This window comes from Streptomyces sp. NPDC104226, from assembly GCF_055584085.1.
In genome coordinates this window covers 865,209-881,392 of sequence record NZ_JBVJMS010000001.1, presented here as the reverse complement: position 1 = coordinate 881,392, position 16,184 = coordinate 865,209, and the positions used below count along the sequence as shown (strand labels likewise).

Genomic DNA, 16,184 nt, shown 5'->3' with positions numbered 1-16,184 from the left:
CTGCGGCCATGGCCGTTGCTCACTGGGAAGAGGAGCGGACGGGAGTCCCGCAACCCCGCGCCTGGCGGCGACTCCAGGGCCTCTGGCCGAATCAGGTCCTGGACGGAGCCGTGGGCGGGGCACAGACTGCGGTGGGCGATCAAGTGGCGCCAGGGCGGACGGCGATGGAGGATTCCCGGTGCTGCGCATTCATTTCACCGCCGAGGACCTGGCCCGGACGCGTGTGGCCGCGACGGTCGGGGCGGCCGCGGAAACGATGTACGGCCTGAGGCTTCTGCGCGACTGCGCCGCCGCGGCCCTGCCCTTCCGCCCCTGGCGGGCGGCGGTCCGCGGGCGGCTGGGTGCGCAGACCCGCCCGTTCACGAGCCTGCTGGCCACGGACGGCCCGGACATCGACCTGACGGTGCTGATGGGCGACACGCCCTCCCTCGAGGAGGGAATCGAGAACCTGCTCCGTGCGTCGCCCGCCAGCCTGCGGACCGAGTTCGAACACATCGCCTTCCACCCCTCGCAGCTGGCCTGGGCCCGGAACCTGGCGGCCGGCGACCTCGAAGCACGCAGGGACTTCGCCGCGGGACTCGCCGCCTGCAACGAGGCGATCGTCGCTCCCTTCTGGAACGGGGCGAGAACCCATGTGCAGGGCGTACGGGCGTCCTTCGCGCGGACGCTGCTCGACGGCGGGATCCAACGCCTGCTGGAGGGGATGTGCCTGCCGCTGGTGCGGTGGCGGGCGCCCGTACTGGAGGTGCGCTACCACCGGCACGTCGACGTCCACCTCGCAGGGCGCGGCCTCGTCATCGCGCCGACCGTCTTCCTGTGGCGGGACCCGGCACTGTTGTGGGACCCGCAGGACGGCACCGCGGCGCCCACGCTCTCCCTTCCCACCATCGGTGACGCACAGACGGGCGCCGCGTTGTGGGGTACGGAGCGGGCCGCGGACCCGTCACTGGGCGCTTTGCTGGGGCGCACGCGTGCCGCGGCACTGAAAGTGGCCACCGAAGGGTGCACCACCACCGAGCTGGCGCGACGCCTGAACGTGTCGATCGCAGCGGCGAGCGAGCACGCGACGGTGCTGCGCAACGCCCGTCTGATCACCACGAGCCGGCGCGGCAGATCCGTGGTGCACACCGTCACGCCGCTGGGCGCCCAACTCCTGGGAGGCCACGGACCGAGCACGGGCGCTCCGGGGCCGAACCGGCCGTAAGAGGAGCGGCGGGTGGTTCTGGCGGTGCGTCGGGGGTTTGGCCGGGCGGCGCGGTGGAAGAGTCGACTGCGAAGTGGGCGACCGGCGGTTCCTCTCCGGCCGGGGGAGTGCTGCCCTTGCCACCGCGACTCGAACGGGAGCCCCCTCGATGCGTATCTACGCCCAGACACCAGCGCGTCGGAACCGCCAGCTGTGCGCGGATCTGCTCGCGGTGCTCCTGATGGCCGCGGCAGTGACGTTCGCCCTCGCCGTCCGCAGAACGATCATGCTACTGGCCGAGCCCGGGCGGAAGGTCGAAAGCTCGGGCGACAGCCTGGCCGCCGAACTCGGCAACGCCGGCAACGCGGCTTCGAAGGTGCCGCTCGTCGGCGACCTGCTGAAGACACCCCTGCAGTCCGCGGCCGACGCGAGCACCGGGTTCGCCGATGCCGGACAGTCGCTCCAGGACACGGTGAGTCAGGTGGCCACCCTCACCACCACGACGCTCATCGTGGTCCCGGTCGCCCTCGTCCTCCTGCTGTGGCTCCCCGCGCGTCTGCGCTGGATCCGGCGGAGCACCGCCGTGCGCCGCCTGCACGAGGCCCCAGGAGGCGCCGACCTGCTGGCGCTGCGTGCCCTGACGGGTCCGCTGGGCGACCTCGCCGCGCTGTCCGCTCCTCAGGGAGGGCTCGCCGATGCCTGGCGCCGCGGGGACGAGTCCGTCATCGCCGAACTCGCCGAGGTCGCCCTGAACCGTGCCGGCCTACGGGTCTGACCCGCGGCGCGCGGCAACGGCTTGTTCTCGCGTGTGTTTCCCCGCGTCGAGCTGCTGTAGTGGAGTAAAGGAATCCAGTTCCAAGCAAAGGCGGATCCCGTGATGTCTCTGCGGCGCTCCTTCCTCACCCTCACCGCTGCGACTGGCTTGGTCATGTCCGCTGCGCTCACCGTGCCGGCAGCAGCGGCAACCGCTGCCGAGACGCCTTGGCGCAACTGCGAGGTGGGCGAGTTCTGCGTGTACGAGCACGACAACGGATACGGCGGCGCGGCGTACTTCCGCAACGGCACGGACAACCTCGGCGACTACGGCCTGAACGACAAGGTCTCCTCGGTGTGGAACAGGACGGGCAGGACGGTCTGCACGTACCTGGACGCCTACAAGCAAGGCTCCACGTGGCCGGTGGGCAACTGGAAGGGCAACACCTCCCAGTACCACCGGAACGACAACATCAGCTCCCTGTGGGTAACCCCCTGCTGATCACCGGGCCCGCTGCCGGACCCGGGGGATGATCCCGGGTCCGGCAGCGGCACGCTTCCACGCCGGTGTGTGGCTCAGGCGAGGTGGAGCATGGTCTTCCAGCTGGTGCCGCCCATCATGTCGACGCCGTCCGTGATTCCGCCCTTGCCGTCGCCCTTGTAGAGGTGGAGGCTGCCGTCGGTCCAGATGGCCATCAGGTCGGCGATGCCGTCACCGCTGAAGTCCCCGGCGGTCATGTGCCGGATCGTGCCCCAGGTGTTGCCGCCGAGCGGGACCGTGACACCGTCGCCGATCTGGCCGGTGCCGTCACCGGGGTAGAAGTGCAGGGTGCCGTCGTTCCAGACGGACATGAGGTCGGCGATGCCGTCACCGTTGAAGTCGCCGCCGGGCAGCAGCTTCACGGTGCCCCAGGTGTTGCCGCCGGTGTTCACCTTGGTCTCGGAGGCGAGCTGGCCGTCGCCCTTGCCCTTGTACAGGTGCAGGGTGCCGTCGCCCCAGCCGGCCATGAGGTCGGCGATGCCGTCACCGGTGAAGTCGCCGGCGGTGAACTGCTTGATGGGTCCCCAGCTGCTGGCGCCCTCGGTGACGGTGACTCCGTCGGTCACCTTGCCCTTCCCGTCGCCCTTGTACAGGTGCAGGGTGCCGTCGTTCCAGACCGACATGAGGTCGGAGATGCCGTCGCCGTTGAAGTCGCCGGCTGCGAGCTGCTTGGAGGTGCTCCAGGTGGCGCCGCCGAGCTGCGCGACGCTGGTGCCGGCCAGGCCCTTGGTCTTGTCGCCGGGGTAGAGGTGGAGGTTGCCGTCACCCCAGATCGCCGCGAGGTCGGCAATCCCGTCGTTGGTCATGTCGCCGGGGGCGTGGAAAGCGGTCTTGCGGATCCAGTCCTGGAGACCGTCCGCGCGGGAGGCGATGGCGCCGGTACGGGTCTCCGTGGCGGGGGTGCCCAGGCAGCCGCCCTGCCAGGACCGGTTGTTGATGCCGGCCAGTTCGCCGTTGCCGTTGACCAGGGGGCCGCCGGCGTCGCCCCGGCAGATGGAGTCGGTGCCCTTGCCCGTGAGGGTCAGCGTCGTGGCGTCCGAAGAGGCGACGCCGAACGCGGCGGTGTGGACCTTCGCCTGCACCCACGCGGTCTTGGTACGGCCGAAGCCGGCCGCCGTGACCGCCGCGTTCACGGCCGGCTGCGCAGCGGCGACCTTGACGGGGGCGATGCCGGCGACGGGCTTGGACAGCCGGGCCAGGACGATGTCACGGTCGCTGCGCGGCACCAGCTTGACCACGTCGAGCGTGGTCGTGCCGATCTTGGCGGTGGTCTTCAGGGCCGGCTTCCCCGCCACGACCGCTGCGCCGGGGGTCTTCGCGAAGCAGCTCGTCGCGGTCAGGACCCAGTTCGCGTGGACCAGGACGGCGGAGCAGGCGCGACTGTTGGCCTCGTCGCCGATGGTGAGCTTGGCGGTGTAGGCGTACTGCCCAGCGGCAGCGGGGGTTCCGACGGCTGCCAGGGCGCCGCCGGCGGGCGCGAGCGCACAGGCGCCTGCGAGGGTCAGGGCCGCGGCCGTCCAGGTGGTGCGCCGAGGTATGTGGAACATGGGTCTTCCTGGTCTTCAGTGAGCTTCGAGGGGATGTGGGCGGCGGGCGCCATGGGCCGACGTGCCGCGGATGGCCGCAGGGGCGGCCGGCCGTGCGACGGGGCTCAGCTGGTGACGCGGAGCTCGACGAGGACCGAGGGGGTGCCGGAGTCGCCGGCTTCACCGAACGGCTTGTAGTCGTTGGCGGGTGCGTCGACGACCGTCTCCTGGCCGCCGGCAGTGATCTTGGCCTGGACGGGGTGGGCCTCGGTCCAGATGCCGAACGCGTCGGGGAGCTCGAGGGTGAGCCAGCCCTTGTTGCCGATGACGTCGAAGCAGAAGTTCTTCTGGGCGATGCGGGACTTGACCGTGATGTCGGGGGTCCCGGCGGCGCAGTCGACGAAGACGATGTTGCCGTCGCCGCGCTTGAGGGTGATCTTCTGGTCGGCCAGGATGCGGGCCGCGTCCGGGTAGGAGAAGTCCTCGAGGGCGATCGGCATGTCGGCTGCCGTAACGGCCGCGGGGGCCTGGGGGCCGGCATGTGCGACGCCGAGGCTCGCGATCCCGGCGACGGCCGCCGCCGCGCCGACGAGACCGGTGAGGAGTGCCTTGCGGGCACGGGATATCGCCACGATTTTCCTTAGTACATGGAGGCAGGAGGGTTGCGCTACCCCCCGGTAAGTTCGCGTAAGTAAAGCACATGTAAGATCTCCGCAGATCCCCAAGGCCTGGCCAGACCTGCCTCTTTGGGGTCATCCTGCTGACCAAAATCGGTCAGATAGGGACTTTTCCTGCAGTCATCTCAGAGTGCTCCCTCGCCATGTGGGTCGGAGCGCGTCTTTACATGTCCACGCAAAAGCGAAGGCATATCCAACGAGGGGGAGCGCCGTATGCGACGGCGAACATCTATATCCGGGGCCATGGGCTCCGTCACACCGCCCGGAAGGGTGAGAAGGACGCTCGGCCGCATCTCCGGCGTGACCCTTCCCCTGGCGCTGACCGCAGGTCTCCTCGGAGCGTGGCCGGCAGCCGCCGACGACGACGGCTTCGAAGCGGATCCGCCCCCTGCCTCCGGCCGCAGACTGGCCGTCGAGTACTGGCAGTCCGGTGGCCCGGGCATCAAGGTGGCAGCCGAGCGCGCCCTCACGGGGACCGACGAGGACATCACGAGGTTCCTCGTCGAGGCACCGGAGATCCAGTACGACGACGACTACGTCTATGCCAGCCGGATGTTCAACACGGGTGGCCCCGACGTGCGGGCCGCCACCAAACAGGCGCTGCGCGGTACCCGCAGTGATCTGAACATGTTCTTGATCAACGGCTGGCAGGAGCCGTTGGCACACGACCGCGAGGTCGAGGCCTCCACGGTCATCAACTTCGGCGGACCGAGCGTCAAGGAGGCGGGCAAGACCGCGCTCAAGGCGGGTCCGGACGCGGTCGCGAAGTTCCTGGACAAGGGCCAGTACGACGCCCGGGAGGTCGACAACGAGGTCGAGGTCTCGAAGCTGATCAATTCCGGCGGCCCGAACATGAAGCTCGCGGGCAAGAACGCCCTGCGGGGTTCGGCCGACGACATCGCCGAGTTCCTGGACGTGGGCCAGTACGTCGCCCGCAACCGTGACCAGGAGCACGCCACCGTTGCCCAGCTGGTGGAGCAGGCCAAGGAGGCCGGCACCCAGACGGAAGCCGCGACGAAGAAGGCCGAGGCGGCCTCCGCCAAGGCCGTCGCGGCCGCCGAGCACGCCAAGGCAGCAGCGGCGAAGGCCGCCCAGGAGATGGCCGAGGCGGGTAAGGACGCCAAGCGCGCTGCCTACAAGTCCCAGCAGGCGGCGGAGTCGGCGCGACAGGCCGCAGCCGCGTCCCAGCAGGCGATCAGTGCTGCCAACGCGGCGAACCGCGCCGCGCGTGCCGCCGCACTCGCCGCGTCGCAGACCGCGAACGCCGCCGCAGCAGCAGCCGGCGCCGCCAACGACGCCTACAACGCGGCCATCGCGGCAGCCAACGACGCCACCAAGGCCGATGCGGCCAGGCAGGCCGCCGTCATCGCGCGCAACGTGACGGTCCTGACGCGCGCCTCGGCCGACGCCGCCAACGTGGCGGGCATCGCCTCGCTGGCCGCAGGTCTCGCGGGCGACGCCGCCCGCGACGCGGGCAACCACGCGAACGACGCCGCCTCCTCCGCCGAGGAGGCCAACCGTCAGGCCGAGGCCGCCGGCGTCTACTCGGCCGAGACCCGGGCGGCCGCCGCCGAGGCCCGCCGCTACGCCGCCGCCGCGAACCGCGCCGCCAACAACGCTGCCGGCCTCGCACGCCGTGCGGCCCAGCAGGCCTTCGACGCCCGCGACGCGGCACGTTCCGCCGCGAACCACGCCGAGAAGGCGGCCGCTGCCGCCGAACTCGCGGCGAAGTACGCGGGTGAGGCCTCGCAGGCCGCCGCGGACTCCCGCAAGTGGGCGGCCGAGGCGAAGCTCGCTTCCGATCAGGTGACCAAGGCCGTCAACACGGCCAAGACGGTCCACCAGGTCGCTCTCGACGTGGAGAAGGAAGAGCTGACCGCGCGCGGCGAGGCCGCTCTGGAGCGCGCCCGCTCGGAGAAGGAGCAGACCCAAGGTCTGATCTCCGCCAGCGCGACCGTCGCCCGCGACGCGCGTGCGCTGGACGTCACCGCCCAGGCCCTGGCCGCCGAGGCGGCCAAGCCGGGCGTGGACGTCGCGGCCACCGCAGCCAAGGGCCGCAAGCTCGCCCTGGACGCCCTCAACCTGCGCGGCGCCTGGAACCAGCAGGCCGCCGCCACCGTCCTCGGCGGTACGGACGCCGAGGTCCTGGACTACCTCCGGACCGGCTGGCAGAAGGTCGGCCTGCAGGAGAAGCGCGACCGGGTCCTGCAGCTGAGCGTCACCAGCCCGTACGCGTCCGTCCGTGCGGGTGCCGTCAATGCCCTCAAGGGCACTCCGGAGCAGATCTCCGACTTCCTCACCACCGGTCAGTACGCGGTGGGCGCGGACGACCTCGCGGTCGCCGTCTCCAAGGTGAACAACGACGGCGGCGAGAGCGTGAAGAAGGACGCCAAGGCCGCCCTGGCGGACGGCTCCGGCAAGGCGTTGGCCACCTTCCTCGAAGTGGGCCAGTACTCCGCCCGCCTCAGCGACGAGGAGGTCGTAGTTTCTGCCCTCGTCAACAAGAAGGACGCGGCGGACGGCACCGAGACCAATGCCGAGCTGCGCAACGCCGCCAAGGCGGCCCTGGCCGGCACCCCGCAGAAGCTGCACGAGTTCGTCGTCTCGGGTCAGTACGCGGCCGCACGCAAGGACGATCTGACCGATCACCATCGGGCGCAGATCGGCCGGATGCTCGCCGAGGGCGAGATCATCGCCGCCAACGCCCAGGCCAGTCGCTGGCGCGCCGCCGAGGCTGCCGAACGGGCCAACAAGGCCGAGGCCACGGCGAACGAGGCCATGGCCGAGGCGAAGAAGTCGGCCGACCTCGCCAAGGTGCATGCCGCCTCCGCGAAGAAGTCCGCTGACGCCGCCACCAAGAGCGCCGACCAGGCCAAAGCATCGGCCACCACGGCCCGCAACGCGGCGAACAACGCCAACCGCGATGCCGAAGCCGCCGAAGCCTCTGCGGTCCAGGCCGAGTTCTCCGCCGGCTACGCCCGCGAATCCGCCCGCCAGGCCGACGCCTCGGCCGCACGTGCCCGGGAGTCGGCCACCGCGGCCGGGAAGAGCAAGGAGGAGGCCGAGACCGCCGCCACCCAGGCCTGGACCAGTGTCCAGCAGAAGCGCGAGGCGGAGATCGCCGAAGCCAAGCGCATCGCCGACGAGCAGCAGAAGCAGCAGGCCGAGGCGGAGAAGAACAGCAAGAAGCCCTGCATCATCCCGTACAACCGGGACCACCTTCCGCCGTGCGCGATGAACCGTGACACGTACGACATCGTCATCGGCAAGCCCGACCTCGAACTGGCCAAGATCATCGGCAAGGGCATCTGGGAGGTCACCGGCGCCGCCGACATCGAGAAGTGCATCAAGGAACCCACCTGGGGCGGATGCATCATGGCCGGCGCCGGCGTCCTGCCCGTCGGAAAGATCAAGCTCGCCGGCAAGGTCTGGGACGGCGTGGAGACCCTGGCCAAGCGCTCGCGACTGGGTGACCTGCCGCCGTGCGTGAAGCCGACGCCCAAGCACAGCTTCCGCGCGGGCACCCTCGTACTCATGGGTGATCGGACCACCCGTCCGATCGAGCAGCTCGTCGCAGGCGACGAGGTGCTGGCCACCGACCCCATTACCGGGGTCACCGGCCCGCGCCGTGTCGAGGCCACGATCCACACTCCGGACGACCGCGCGTTCACCGACGTCATGCTCGACCAGGGCGACGGCGGCGGTTCGCTCACAGCGACCGACCACCACCCCTTCTGGTCCGAGAACGCCAAGACGTGGAAGAACGCCGCCGAGCTCACCGAGCAGGACACCCTCCGGACCCCGGACGGCACCGTCGCACGGATCGGTGGCGTCCGTCACTGGACCGGGCTCGCCCCGGCCTATGACCTCACGGTCAATGACCTGCACAGCTACTACGTGCTGGCCGGCGAGACCCCCGTTCTCGTCCACAACACCACTCCGGCTGCGAACTGCCCGATCTCGATCATGGGTCCGACCCGTCCGGGGGGCGTGGGCGCCGACTGGTCGGCGAAGACCGCCGACACCGGCAAGGGCCTGCGGTGGATCGAGCCGCCGGACAAGAACGGCAAGTCGCGGGAGATCCGCATCATGAACCCGACGTCCAGGTACGCGAACGGTTACGTCCGCTTTTACAATAAGGGTGGCCAGCCGATCACCCTCAAGAACCAGACCGGCAAGAACCCGGAAACCCACTTCGAGTTGAACCCGGACGGCACCTACACCCTTCCTGACGGATGGTAGGCATGGATCTCGCTCTCCAGACTCACCGCGTCGACCGCGTGAGCTTCGACTACGCCCTGGTGCTGCACACCGACCAGGGAGCCGAGCTGCGCATCCAAACGCCCGGTACGGTCATGGAACCCGACGGGACCCGGACCGCGTTCGACCCCGAGCGACCGGGTGACAGTGCCCTCGTGCTGCTTCGGCTGCTCCATGCCACGATCTCGGGCGCGGAACGCACGGACGGCGGCACGCTCCTCGTCACTCTCGACAACGGGCTGGAACTCGATGTTCCGCCGCATGACGACTACGAGGCGTGGGAGCTGTCCTTCACCGACGGCCGCAAGGTCGTGTGCATGCCGGGCGGTGAGTCGGCGACATGGGGTCCGGCGTGACCGCCACGGACGACGCGTCCGCCGCATGAACCAGGGAGCCCCTGCCGGAACGTCTCCGGCAGGGGCTCCCACGCGTCCGCCGTGTGGCACTCGGGCGGCGGTGTGTTCCGCTGCCCGAACCCGTCAGCGACGGTCCGGGTGTGAGCTGCGCTCGTGTGGGCAGGCGCAGGGCGGGTCCGGGGGATCCGCCGCCGGGCCGGCACGTGACGAGCCGAGGAGGGGCCATGCCTCGTGGTTCCAGTCCCAAGCGAGAGCGGCAGTACGAGCACATCAAGGAGAGCGCCGAGCAGCGGGGTGAGAGCACGAAGCGGGCGAAGGAGATCGCGGCCCGCACGGTGAACAAGGAACGCGCGCGGGCCGGCGAGTCGAAGACCGCCAGCCGGTCCTCGCTCCAGGACATGTCCTCCTCGAAGCGGGGCGGGCAGCGCTCGCACAGCGGCGCGCAGGGCCCCACGAAGGCGCAGCTCTACAACGAGGCGAAGCAGCGGAACATCGAGGGCCGTTCCACGATGGACAAGGCCGAACTCAAGCGCGCCCTGGGGCACTGAAGCCGAGGACCGAGCCGGCGGCGGACCGGGTTCACGAGGACGGCACCGCGGCGAAGGGGCTGTCGGCCAGTTCGGCCAGCAGATGGGCGGGGTCCCGGTAGGCGGCAGCGGCTCCCGCTTCCTCCAGGTCGCCGCGCGGAATGCCGCCGCACAGCAGCCCGACCCCGGCCACGCCCGCCCGTACCGCGGCCTTCATGTCCCACACGGTGTCACCCACGAAGACGGCGCGCTCGGGCGGCGCCCCCACCAGTGCGAGGGCGTGGTGCAGGGGGTCGGGGGCCGGCTTGCCCTCCTCGACGTCGTCGGAGGTCGCCGTGTCGGCGATGGCGTCATCGGCGTCGACGGCCCGGCGCAGCGCGCTCAGCTCCCGGTCCTTCGCGGAGGTGACCAGCACGACCTTCCAGCCCGCCCCTGCCAGGGTCCGCAGGAGGCCGGCCGCGCAGTCCAGGGCGGGAAGCCGGTCGAAGTACGTGGCGTACAGGGTGTCGTGGGCGGCGCTCATCAGGTCGTCCTCGCCGCGGTCCCGGTCGCCTTCCAGAAGGCGATCGAGGAGGTCCTCGCCCGGCAGGCCGACGGCGCGGTGGACGGCGTGCATCGGTACGGGATGCCCGTGCTGGCGCAGGGCCTCCCACCAGGAGACGACGTGGAGGTGGTTGGTGTCCACGAGGGTGCCGTCGACGTCGAAGAGGGCGGCGCGGTTGCGGCTCATGGCGGCGGTCTCCTCACAGGTCGCGGAGCTTTCGTCCTGCGGCCCCCCATGCAGTGCAGTGGGGTGCAGCAGTGCCGGGCTGCTTGCTACGGCGCCTTCCCGGTCCGCCCCGCTTCATTCCGGAGCTCGGGCCGGTCAGCGTTCCTCGCCGTGCTCCGGTGTCTCCCAGGACTGCGCGCGGCGGCGCGCCGCGGCGTTCTGGTCGGCCGGCCGTGCCGGGGCCTGCCGACGTGCGCTGCGCCGGCTGCCGTACCAGAAGGCGGCGAGCAGGAGGGCGACCAGCACCACACCGGCGAGGATCAGGAGCAGGGAGGACCGGCCTTCGGCCGCGAGTGTCTCGATGGCGAACATGGTGGGCGCCTACCCCCGATCGGCCGGAACACCGGCATGCCCCGGACACCGGTCGGCTCGACGGGCAGGCAGGACCGGCAGGGGCGGGCCGCCCTAGACTGGGAAGTCACAGAGGGGGCAGGAGCCGTGTACACGCATCCTCAGGAGGGAGACTCCGTGGTCCCGCCCGTGCTCGTCCTGGACAGGCCCGTGCCTCGCACCGGCCGGCCCACGACGACAGCCCGGGGTGCCACCGACGACTTCCTCCAGCACGCCGCCAAGATCCGTGCGCCCGCCCGCCCCGAGTACGCCGACGCGGTCCTCCTGATCGTCACCGAGCTCGTCGCCAACGCGATCCGCCACACCGACGGACCCGCCTCGCTCCACTTGGAGCTCCACGACGACCACATCGACATCCGCGTCAGCGATACCAGCCCCGCGCCCGCAGAGCCCCGCCCGCCCCGGACCGACGGCAGCGGCGGTTACGGATGGCACCTCATCAAGCGCCTCACCACCCACACCCACGCCGAACCAGCCCCGGGCGGCGGTAAGACCATCTGCGCCCGCGCCCCCTGGTAGGCCCCCGCCCCGCGGTTGCGCGTACGCGGCAGGGGTAGGCGCTCCCTACCGATCAGCCTGGTCGGGCGGGCTCCTCCGTTCCCCCCCCCGGGGGCAGCTCGCGCGACTGTACGCGGCACAGGTCGCGTGCTTGACGGCCGCACGGCGTTCGACGACGGGTGCGGTGCGGCGGCGAAGGGCTCCCATGAACGGCGGGTGCGCCATGAGCCTGAACGACTTCGACGTCGGTGTCACCGAGCAGCCGGAGCGGGCCGTCGTCTCCGTGAGCGGAGATCTCGACTACGCGACCTGTTCGCAGCTGGTCGGCGTCCTGGACGCGCTCGTACTGCGCGGACGGATCCTGGTCCTCGACCTCGCCCACGTGACGTTCATGGGCACCTGCGCCCTCCACGTCCTGCTCGCCCTGCGTGCCCGCGCCATCGACCAGGAGTGGACCCTCGAACTGGCCGGCACCCCCGACCAGGCGCAATATGTCCTGGACCTCACCGCGACGCGCCACCTGTTCACCCTCGTACCTGCCGTCGGACTGGCGTCCTCGCCCTGAACAGCCCGGGGCGGACCGCCTCCGGGGTCCGGGCCGGCCGTGGACACGTGCGTTCGGGAATTCTGGTTCCGGTCTGGTGAAACCGGAATTGCGGATCCTATAATTTCGCCATGGAGCCGACAGAGCCTCGGAGCAGCTGGACGTTCGTCACGAACCACGCCCGGATCCTCGCCATGATCCTCGCGGATCCGGAGATCCGGCTGCGGGACATGGCCCAGAGCTGTCGGCTCACCGAACGCGCGGCGCAGGCCATCGTCACCGACCTGGAGAGCGCCGGGTACCTGACCCGAGGACGCAACGGCCGCCGCAACCACTACGAAGTCACCCCAGGGACCCTCTTTCGCCATCCGGCCGAGGGACACCACAAGGTCGCCGACCTCCTGCAGCTCCTGGTCGACCTCGAGCCCCGGGCCGGGTCGGCCGGGCCGTTTCCCGCCGATGGTGACCACCGTGCGCGCGATCCGCGCGGCTGACCGCGAACCGCAGACAGGGCCCCACCGGGACCCCACCAGGCCCTCTTCCCCATGCATCGGGGCGGTGAAGGGAGCAAGGCTGTGACCTCTCGTCCCGAAAGCTTCGACATGGTCGTCGAAGCGGGATCCAGGCGAACCCGCGTCGGCGTGAGCGGCGAGATCTCCATGGACGACGCCGCCGACGTGGGCGCGGAACTCACGGCGGCGCTGCATGCCAGCCTCGGCGGGCTCGACATCGACCTGTCTGCCGTCACCTTCTGCGACAGCTCGGGCCTGCACGTCCTGCTGGACCTGAACGAGCTGGCCCGCGGTGCGGGAAAATCCCTCGTCCTCACCGCGCTCAGCCGGCCGGTCGCGCGTCTGCTGCACCTCACCGGGACCCTGGGCGTGCTGACCGCCTCCGGTCGGGCGCCCGCGCCGGACGGTCCGTACGACTTCGAGATCAGCACGAGGCGCTACGGGCCCACGGTGCACCTCACCCTCGCCGGCGAGCTCGACATGGACACCAAGCCCGCCCTCGACGGGGTGCAGGCGGCTCTCGAAGGCGTCGACGTGGTGGCCTGCGACATGGGGCGGCTGACCTTCCTCGACGTCGTGGGCCTGCACGGCCTGCTCGACTGCGCGCGCCGCCTGGACGAGAGGGGCATCGCCTTCTTGACCTACGACTGGCAGACCCAGCCGCACCGCCTCCTGGAGCTGATGGAGGAGGCGTTCCCGTCGGCCGGCCGGGGCAGCCCCGCCTGGATGCTGCGCTGCCTCCGGGACTTCGCCGCAGCCCGCACCTCGACCGGAGCCGAAGGCTGACGACCGCGCCGCGCGCCCCGTGGTCGGGAGCACGGGGCGCCGCCACGGGTCAACGGGGGAGGGGCGCGACGCGGACGGCGAGGAGGACGGTGTCGTCCTCGGGGCGGGCGGGGGCCACGGTGCCGGCGAGTTGGCGCAGTACGTCGTCCAGGTCCAGGTGGCTGTCCGTGCTCGCCGCGGCCAGTCGGCGGGCGGCTTCGTCGGTGGTCGCGTCGAGATCCTGCCCCCGGTGCTCGACGAGACCGTCGGTGTACAGGAGCAAGGTGCTGCCCGGGGTCAGGAGCCGGGTGTGCGTGGTTCGGGGCGTCGCCGGAAGGGCGGGGTGCAGGAGGACGTCGTGGGCGTCGAGGCGTTCGGCGGCCCCGGTGGCCCCGGCGGCTCCGGTGGCCTCGGGGCGGGTGAGGAGCGGGGGCGGATGGCCGGCGTTGGTCCAGGAGAGCTGCCAGTGGCCTCCGGGGCGCGGGGCGAGGTGGGCGTGGACGAGGGTCCCGCCGGCCGGGAGGTCCAGCGTCTGACACGCCTGGACGAGTGCTTCGACGGCCAGGTGCGGGGGACGGCCCGGGTGGTCGATGTCGGCTTGCCGGAGCATGCTGCGGACCTGCCCCATCAGCGCGGCGGCGTGCATGTCGTGGCCGGTGATGTCCCCGACCGTCACGGCCCACGCGCCGTCGGGCCCGGGCAGCGGGTAGAGGTCGTACCAGTCGCCCCCGACCATGTCCTGGTGCGCGGCCGGTCTGTACAGGGCCGCCGTTTCCAGCCCGGGGACCGGTACGAGATCGGTGAGCATGGCCTGCTGGAGTCGCAGGGCGATGGAGACGCGCTCGTCCAGGTACAGCGCACGCCCCACGGCGCGTGCGGTGTAGTCGGCCAGAATCGCCAGCACCGCCCGCTCGGGCGGATCGACCACGTGCGGGGTGTCCCAGCCGAGCGCCAGCACCCCGGTCGCCTCCTGTGCCCCGGGCAGCGGTACGCACACCAGCGTCTGCAGCCCCAGTTCGTCGAAGCCCGCCAGGGCCTCGGGCGCGTACCCGCTCGCCATGGCCCGGCGGTCAGCGACCACCACGGTGCGCCGCTCCCGAACGGCCCGGGCCGCGGGCCGGGCCGCGTCGGTCCCGTACGCCTCCGTCGGCGCGGTACGGGGGGCCTCCTGGGGATCGGGCCCCGCCACCTGCCGCAGCAGTCCGTCCTCGCCCATCAGGATCAGCCCCACGTAGGTGGGCTTGAGGTCGCCCCCGGCGAGCTCACTCACCCGCGCCCAGACCTCCTCCAGCCCGCTCGTGTCACCGAGGTCCTCCGCGGCCCGCAGGAGCAGCTGCGCACGGTTCAGCAAGGTCTCCATCCGGTCGGCCTCCGCCTCCGCGAGCGAGGCCGCCTCCTCGGCGGCCTCCCCGGCCCGCTGGGCCTCGCCGGAGCGCATGCGCAGCCGCATCTGGGCGCTGCACGCCGCGCCCAGGTCGCCGAGATCGTGCAGGTCCTCTTCGGTCCACGTGCGCGGCCCGACGTCGGTGGCGGCCAGGACACCGAGCAGTTCTCCTTCGGGGCCGACCAGGGGGACGCCCGCGAACGCCGGGCCACCGTCGGCGTCACCTGCCACGAGCAGGGGCTCGCCGAGCTCCGCCACGCGACGGCACAGCGCCTCGGCGCCGTCGTCCCACGACCCGGCGGGCCAGGCCTCGACCACGGCGGAAGGAACCCCCGCAATCCACACCAGGGCGCTGGGGGCCGCCAGCAGGCGGGTGGCCAGGCGTGCGAACCGGTTCACCGAAGCCCCCTTACACAGCTCCCTGCCACCCGACGGAATCCGGCGACCAGTTTATCGACCCCACCCGGCGCCCCGCCGCCCGGAGCGCCGGGGCGGTCTCCGGCCACCTCGCGGTGGGCGGCTTCGATTGCGGGGCAGACTCGATGGGGAGCAGCGCGGATCGGGAAGGGGCGAGCAGGATGGAGCAGGTCGCGGTCGTGCGGTCCCATTACGTTTCGGCACGGCCGGAGGACACCTGGGAGTTCCTCGGCCAGGCCTACGGCATGGGGGTGCGCGTGCACGGCGTGGTGCCCTCGTCGCCGCTGCGGCACGACCGGATCGCGGCCGGCCCCCTGGCCCTGGACAGCATGGTGGTTCCCGGCGACTGGTCCTTCCAGGTCGACGCCGTGAAGGGCCTGGTCGTCGCCATGCCGACCCGTGGGCTGTGGCGTCTGGACCTCGCCGAACACGATGTCCGCCTCCCGGGATCCGGTACCGCCCTGGTGGCCCCCGGCATCGCCTACCAGGCTCAGATGACGGACGCGGCGCTCGACGTCCTGACCGTCGGCCCGGAGCTCTTCGACGCCTTCCTACGAGACGTCCGCGGGCCCGGCCGGCTCCGGACGGCCTTCACCGGACTCACCCCCACCAATCCCGGTGATGCCCGGCTGTGGACCTCCACGACCCACTACATTCGCACCACCTTGACCACCCCGACCCTCAGCGACCTCGTCACGGGTCAGCTGGCACGCCTTGCCGTGGCCACGGCCCTGCAGGTCTTCCCCAACGAGATCACCCCCGACCCCGTCCCCGCCGACACCACCGACGCGCACAGCGACACCCTGCGTCGCGCCAGGCAGTTCATCGAGGACAACGCGCATCGCGACATCGGTCTCGCCGACATCGCCGCCTCGATCCCCGTGACCCCCCGCGCGGTCCAGTACGCCTTCGCCCAGTACTCCGACACCACACCGCTCGGCCACCTGCGCCGCGTACGCCTGGCCCGCGCGCACGAGGAGCTGCGGGCAGCGGATCCGGGGACGGCGACGGTCACGGCCATCGCGATGCGGTGGGGCTTCGCGCACCAGGGCCGGTTCGCCGCCGCGTACCGCCAGGCCTACGGCATCACCCCGGCGGGCACGCTGCGCAGCTGATCCGAG

The 16,184-nt window shown here is 71.5% G+C and carries 16 protein-coding genes; 11 read left to right on the top strand and 5 right to left on the bottom strand.

Annotated elements, in window-relative coordinates; translation table 11 throughout:
* The first annotated feature begins 178 nt into the window (after positions 1-178).
* The 3 genes from ACZ60J_RS03870 (at position 179) to ACZ60J_RS03860 (ending at position 2,438) form a co-directional block, all read left to right on the top strand.
* Positions 179-1,204 carry an ArsR/SmtB family transcription factor gene (locus ACZ60J_RS03870; protein WP_469678790.1) on the top strand — a complete coding sequence of 342 codons (1,026 nt, stop codon included), beginning with the start codon at positions 179-181 and terminating at the stop codon, positions 1,202-1,204.
* Between the two features lie 148 nt (positions 1,205-1,352).
* The gene (locus tag ACZ60J_RS03865; RefSeq protein ID WP_469678789.1) at positions 1,353-1,958 is read left to right on the top strand and encodes a hypothetical protein; all 606 of its coding nucleotides are present in this window, start codon (positions 1,353-1,355) and stop codon (positions 1,956-1,958) included.
* Between the two features lie 153 nt (positions 1,959-2,111).
* Positions 2,112-2,438 carry a peptidase inhibitor family I36 protein gene (locus tag ACZ60J_RS03860; protein ID WP_469678788.1) on the top strand — a complete coding sequence of 109 codons (327 nt, stop codon included), beginning with the start codon at positions 2,112-2,114 and terminating at the stop codon, positions 2,436-2,438.
* 74 nt (positions 2,439-2,512) lie between these two features.
* On the opposite strand, the gene ACZ60J_RS03855 is transcribed toward ACZ60J_RS03860, so the two are convergent.
* Complete coding sequence (locus ACZ60J_RS03855; protein ID WP_469678787.1) at positions 2,513-4,024, bottom strand: FG-GAP-like repeat-containing protein; 1,512 nt, start codon at positions 4,022-4,024, stop codon at positions 2,513-2,515.
* 104 nt (positions 4,025-4,128) lie between these two features.
* Positions 4,129-4,635 (bottom strand): hypothetical protein, encoded by a 507-nt coding sequence (locus ACZ60J_RS03850; RefSeq protein ID WP_469678786.1) that lies wholly within the window; start codon positions 4,633-4,635, stop codon positions 4,129-4,131.
* A 345-nt stretch (positions 4,636-4,980) separates the two neighbouring features.
* Between ACZ60J_RS03850 and ACZ60J_RS03845 the strand changes: the two genes are divergently transcribed.
* The 3 genes from ACZ60J_RS03845 (at position 4,981) to ACZ60J_RS03835 (ending at position 9,844) form a co-directional block, all read left to right on the top strand.
* On the top strand, positions 4,981-8,922 hold the full coding sequence (locus tag ACZ60J_RS03845; RefSeq protein ID WP_469678785.1) for a polymorphic toxin-type HINT domain-containing protein: 3,942 nt from the start codon (positions 4,981-4,983) through the stop codon (positions 8,920-8,922).
* Positions 8,923-8,924: 2 nt separating this feature from the next.
* Positions 8,925-9,296, top strand: coding sequence for a DUF6188 family protein (locus ACZ60J_RS03840; protein WP_469678784.1), 372 nt, complete (start codon positions 8,925-8,927; stop codon positions 9,294-9,296).
* 224 nt (positions 9,297-9,520) lie between these two features.
* Complete coding sequence (locus ACZ60J_RS03835) at positions 9,521-9,844, top strand: plasmid stabilization protein (RefSeq protein WP_469678783.1); 324 nt, start codon at positions 9,521-9,523, stop codon at positions 9,842-9,844.
* 31 nt (positions 9,845-9,875) lie between these two features.
* Here the strand turns inward: ACZ60J_RS03835 and ACZ60J_RS03830 are convergent, their stop codons facing one another.
* Positions 9,876-10,553: an HAD family hydrolase gene (locus ACZ60J_RS03830; protein ID WP_469678782.1), complete on the bottom strand. Its 678-nt coding sequence runs from the start codon at positions 10,551-10,553 to the stop codon at positions 9,876-9,878.
* 135 nt (positions 10,554-10,688) lie between these two features.
* Positions 10,689-10,904: a DUF6479 family protein gene (locus ACZ60J_RS03825; RefSeq protein WP_469678781.1), complete on the bottom strand. Its 216-nt coding sequence runs from the start codon at positions 10,902-10,904 to the stop codon at positions 10,689-10,691.
* A 126-nt stretch (positions 10,905-11,030) separates the two neighbouring features.
* On the opposite strand from ACZ60J_RS03825, the gene ACZ60J_RS03820 reads away from it, so the two are divergent.
* The 4 genes from ACZ60J_RS03820 (at position 11,031) to ACZ60J_RS03805 (ending at position 13,283) form a co-directional block, all read left to right on the top strand.
* A complete protein-coding gene (locus tag ACZ60J_RS03820) occupies positions 11,031-11,462 on the top strand; it encodes an ATP-binding protein (protein ID WP_469678780.1) in 432 nt (143 codons plus the stop codon).
* Between the two features lie 202 nt (positions 11,463-11,664).
* Positions 11,665-12,006 (top strand): STAS domain-containing protein, encoded by a 342-nt coding sequence (locus tag ACZ60J_RS03815; protein WP_469678779.1) that lies wholly within the window; start codon positions 11,665-11,667, stop codon positions 12,004-12,006.
* Between the two features lie 110 nt (positions 12,007-12,116).
* Positions 12,117-12,479 (top strand): helix-turn-helix transcriptional regulator, encoded by a 363-nt coding sequence (locus ACZ60J_RS03810; RefSeq protein WP_469678778.1) that lies wholly within the window; start codon positions 12,117-12,119, stop codon positions 12,477-12,479.
* An 81-nt stretch (positions 12,480-12,560) separates the two neighbouring features.
* Positions 12,561-13,283: an STAS domain-containing protein gene (locus ACZ60J_RS03805; RefSeq protein ID WP_469678777.1), complete on the top strand. Its 723-nt coding sequence runs from the start codon at positions 12,561-12,563 to the stop codon at positions 13,281-13,283.
* A gap of 49 nt (positions 13,284-13,332) precedes the next feature.
* Here the strand turns inward: ACZ60J_RS03805 and ACZ60J_RS03800 are convergent, their stop codons facing one another.
* On the bottom strand, positions 13,333-15,045 hold the full coding sequence (locus tag ACZ60J_RS03800; RefSeq protein ID WP_469678776.1) for a SpoIIE family protein phosphatase: 1,713 nt from the start codon (positions 15,043-15,045) through the stop codon (positions 13,333-13,335).
* Positions 15,046-15,224: 179 nt separating this feature from the next.
* On the opposite strand from ACZ60J_RS03800, the gene ACZ60J_RS03795 reads away from it, so the two are divergent.
* A complete protein-coding gene (locus tag ACZ60J_RS03795; RefSeq protein ID WP_469678775.1) occupies positions 15,225-16,178 on the top strand; it encodes a helix-turn-helix transcriptional regulator in 954 nt (317 codons plus the stop codon).
* The last annotated feature ends 6 nt before the right edge of the window (positions 16,179-16,184 follow it).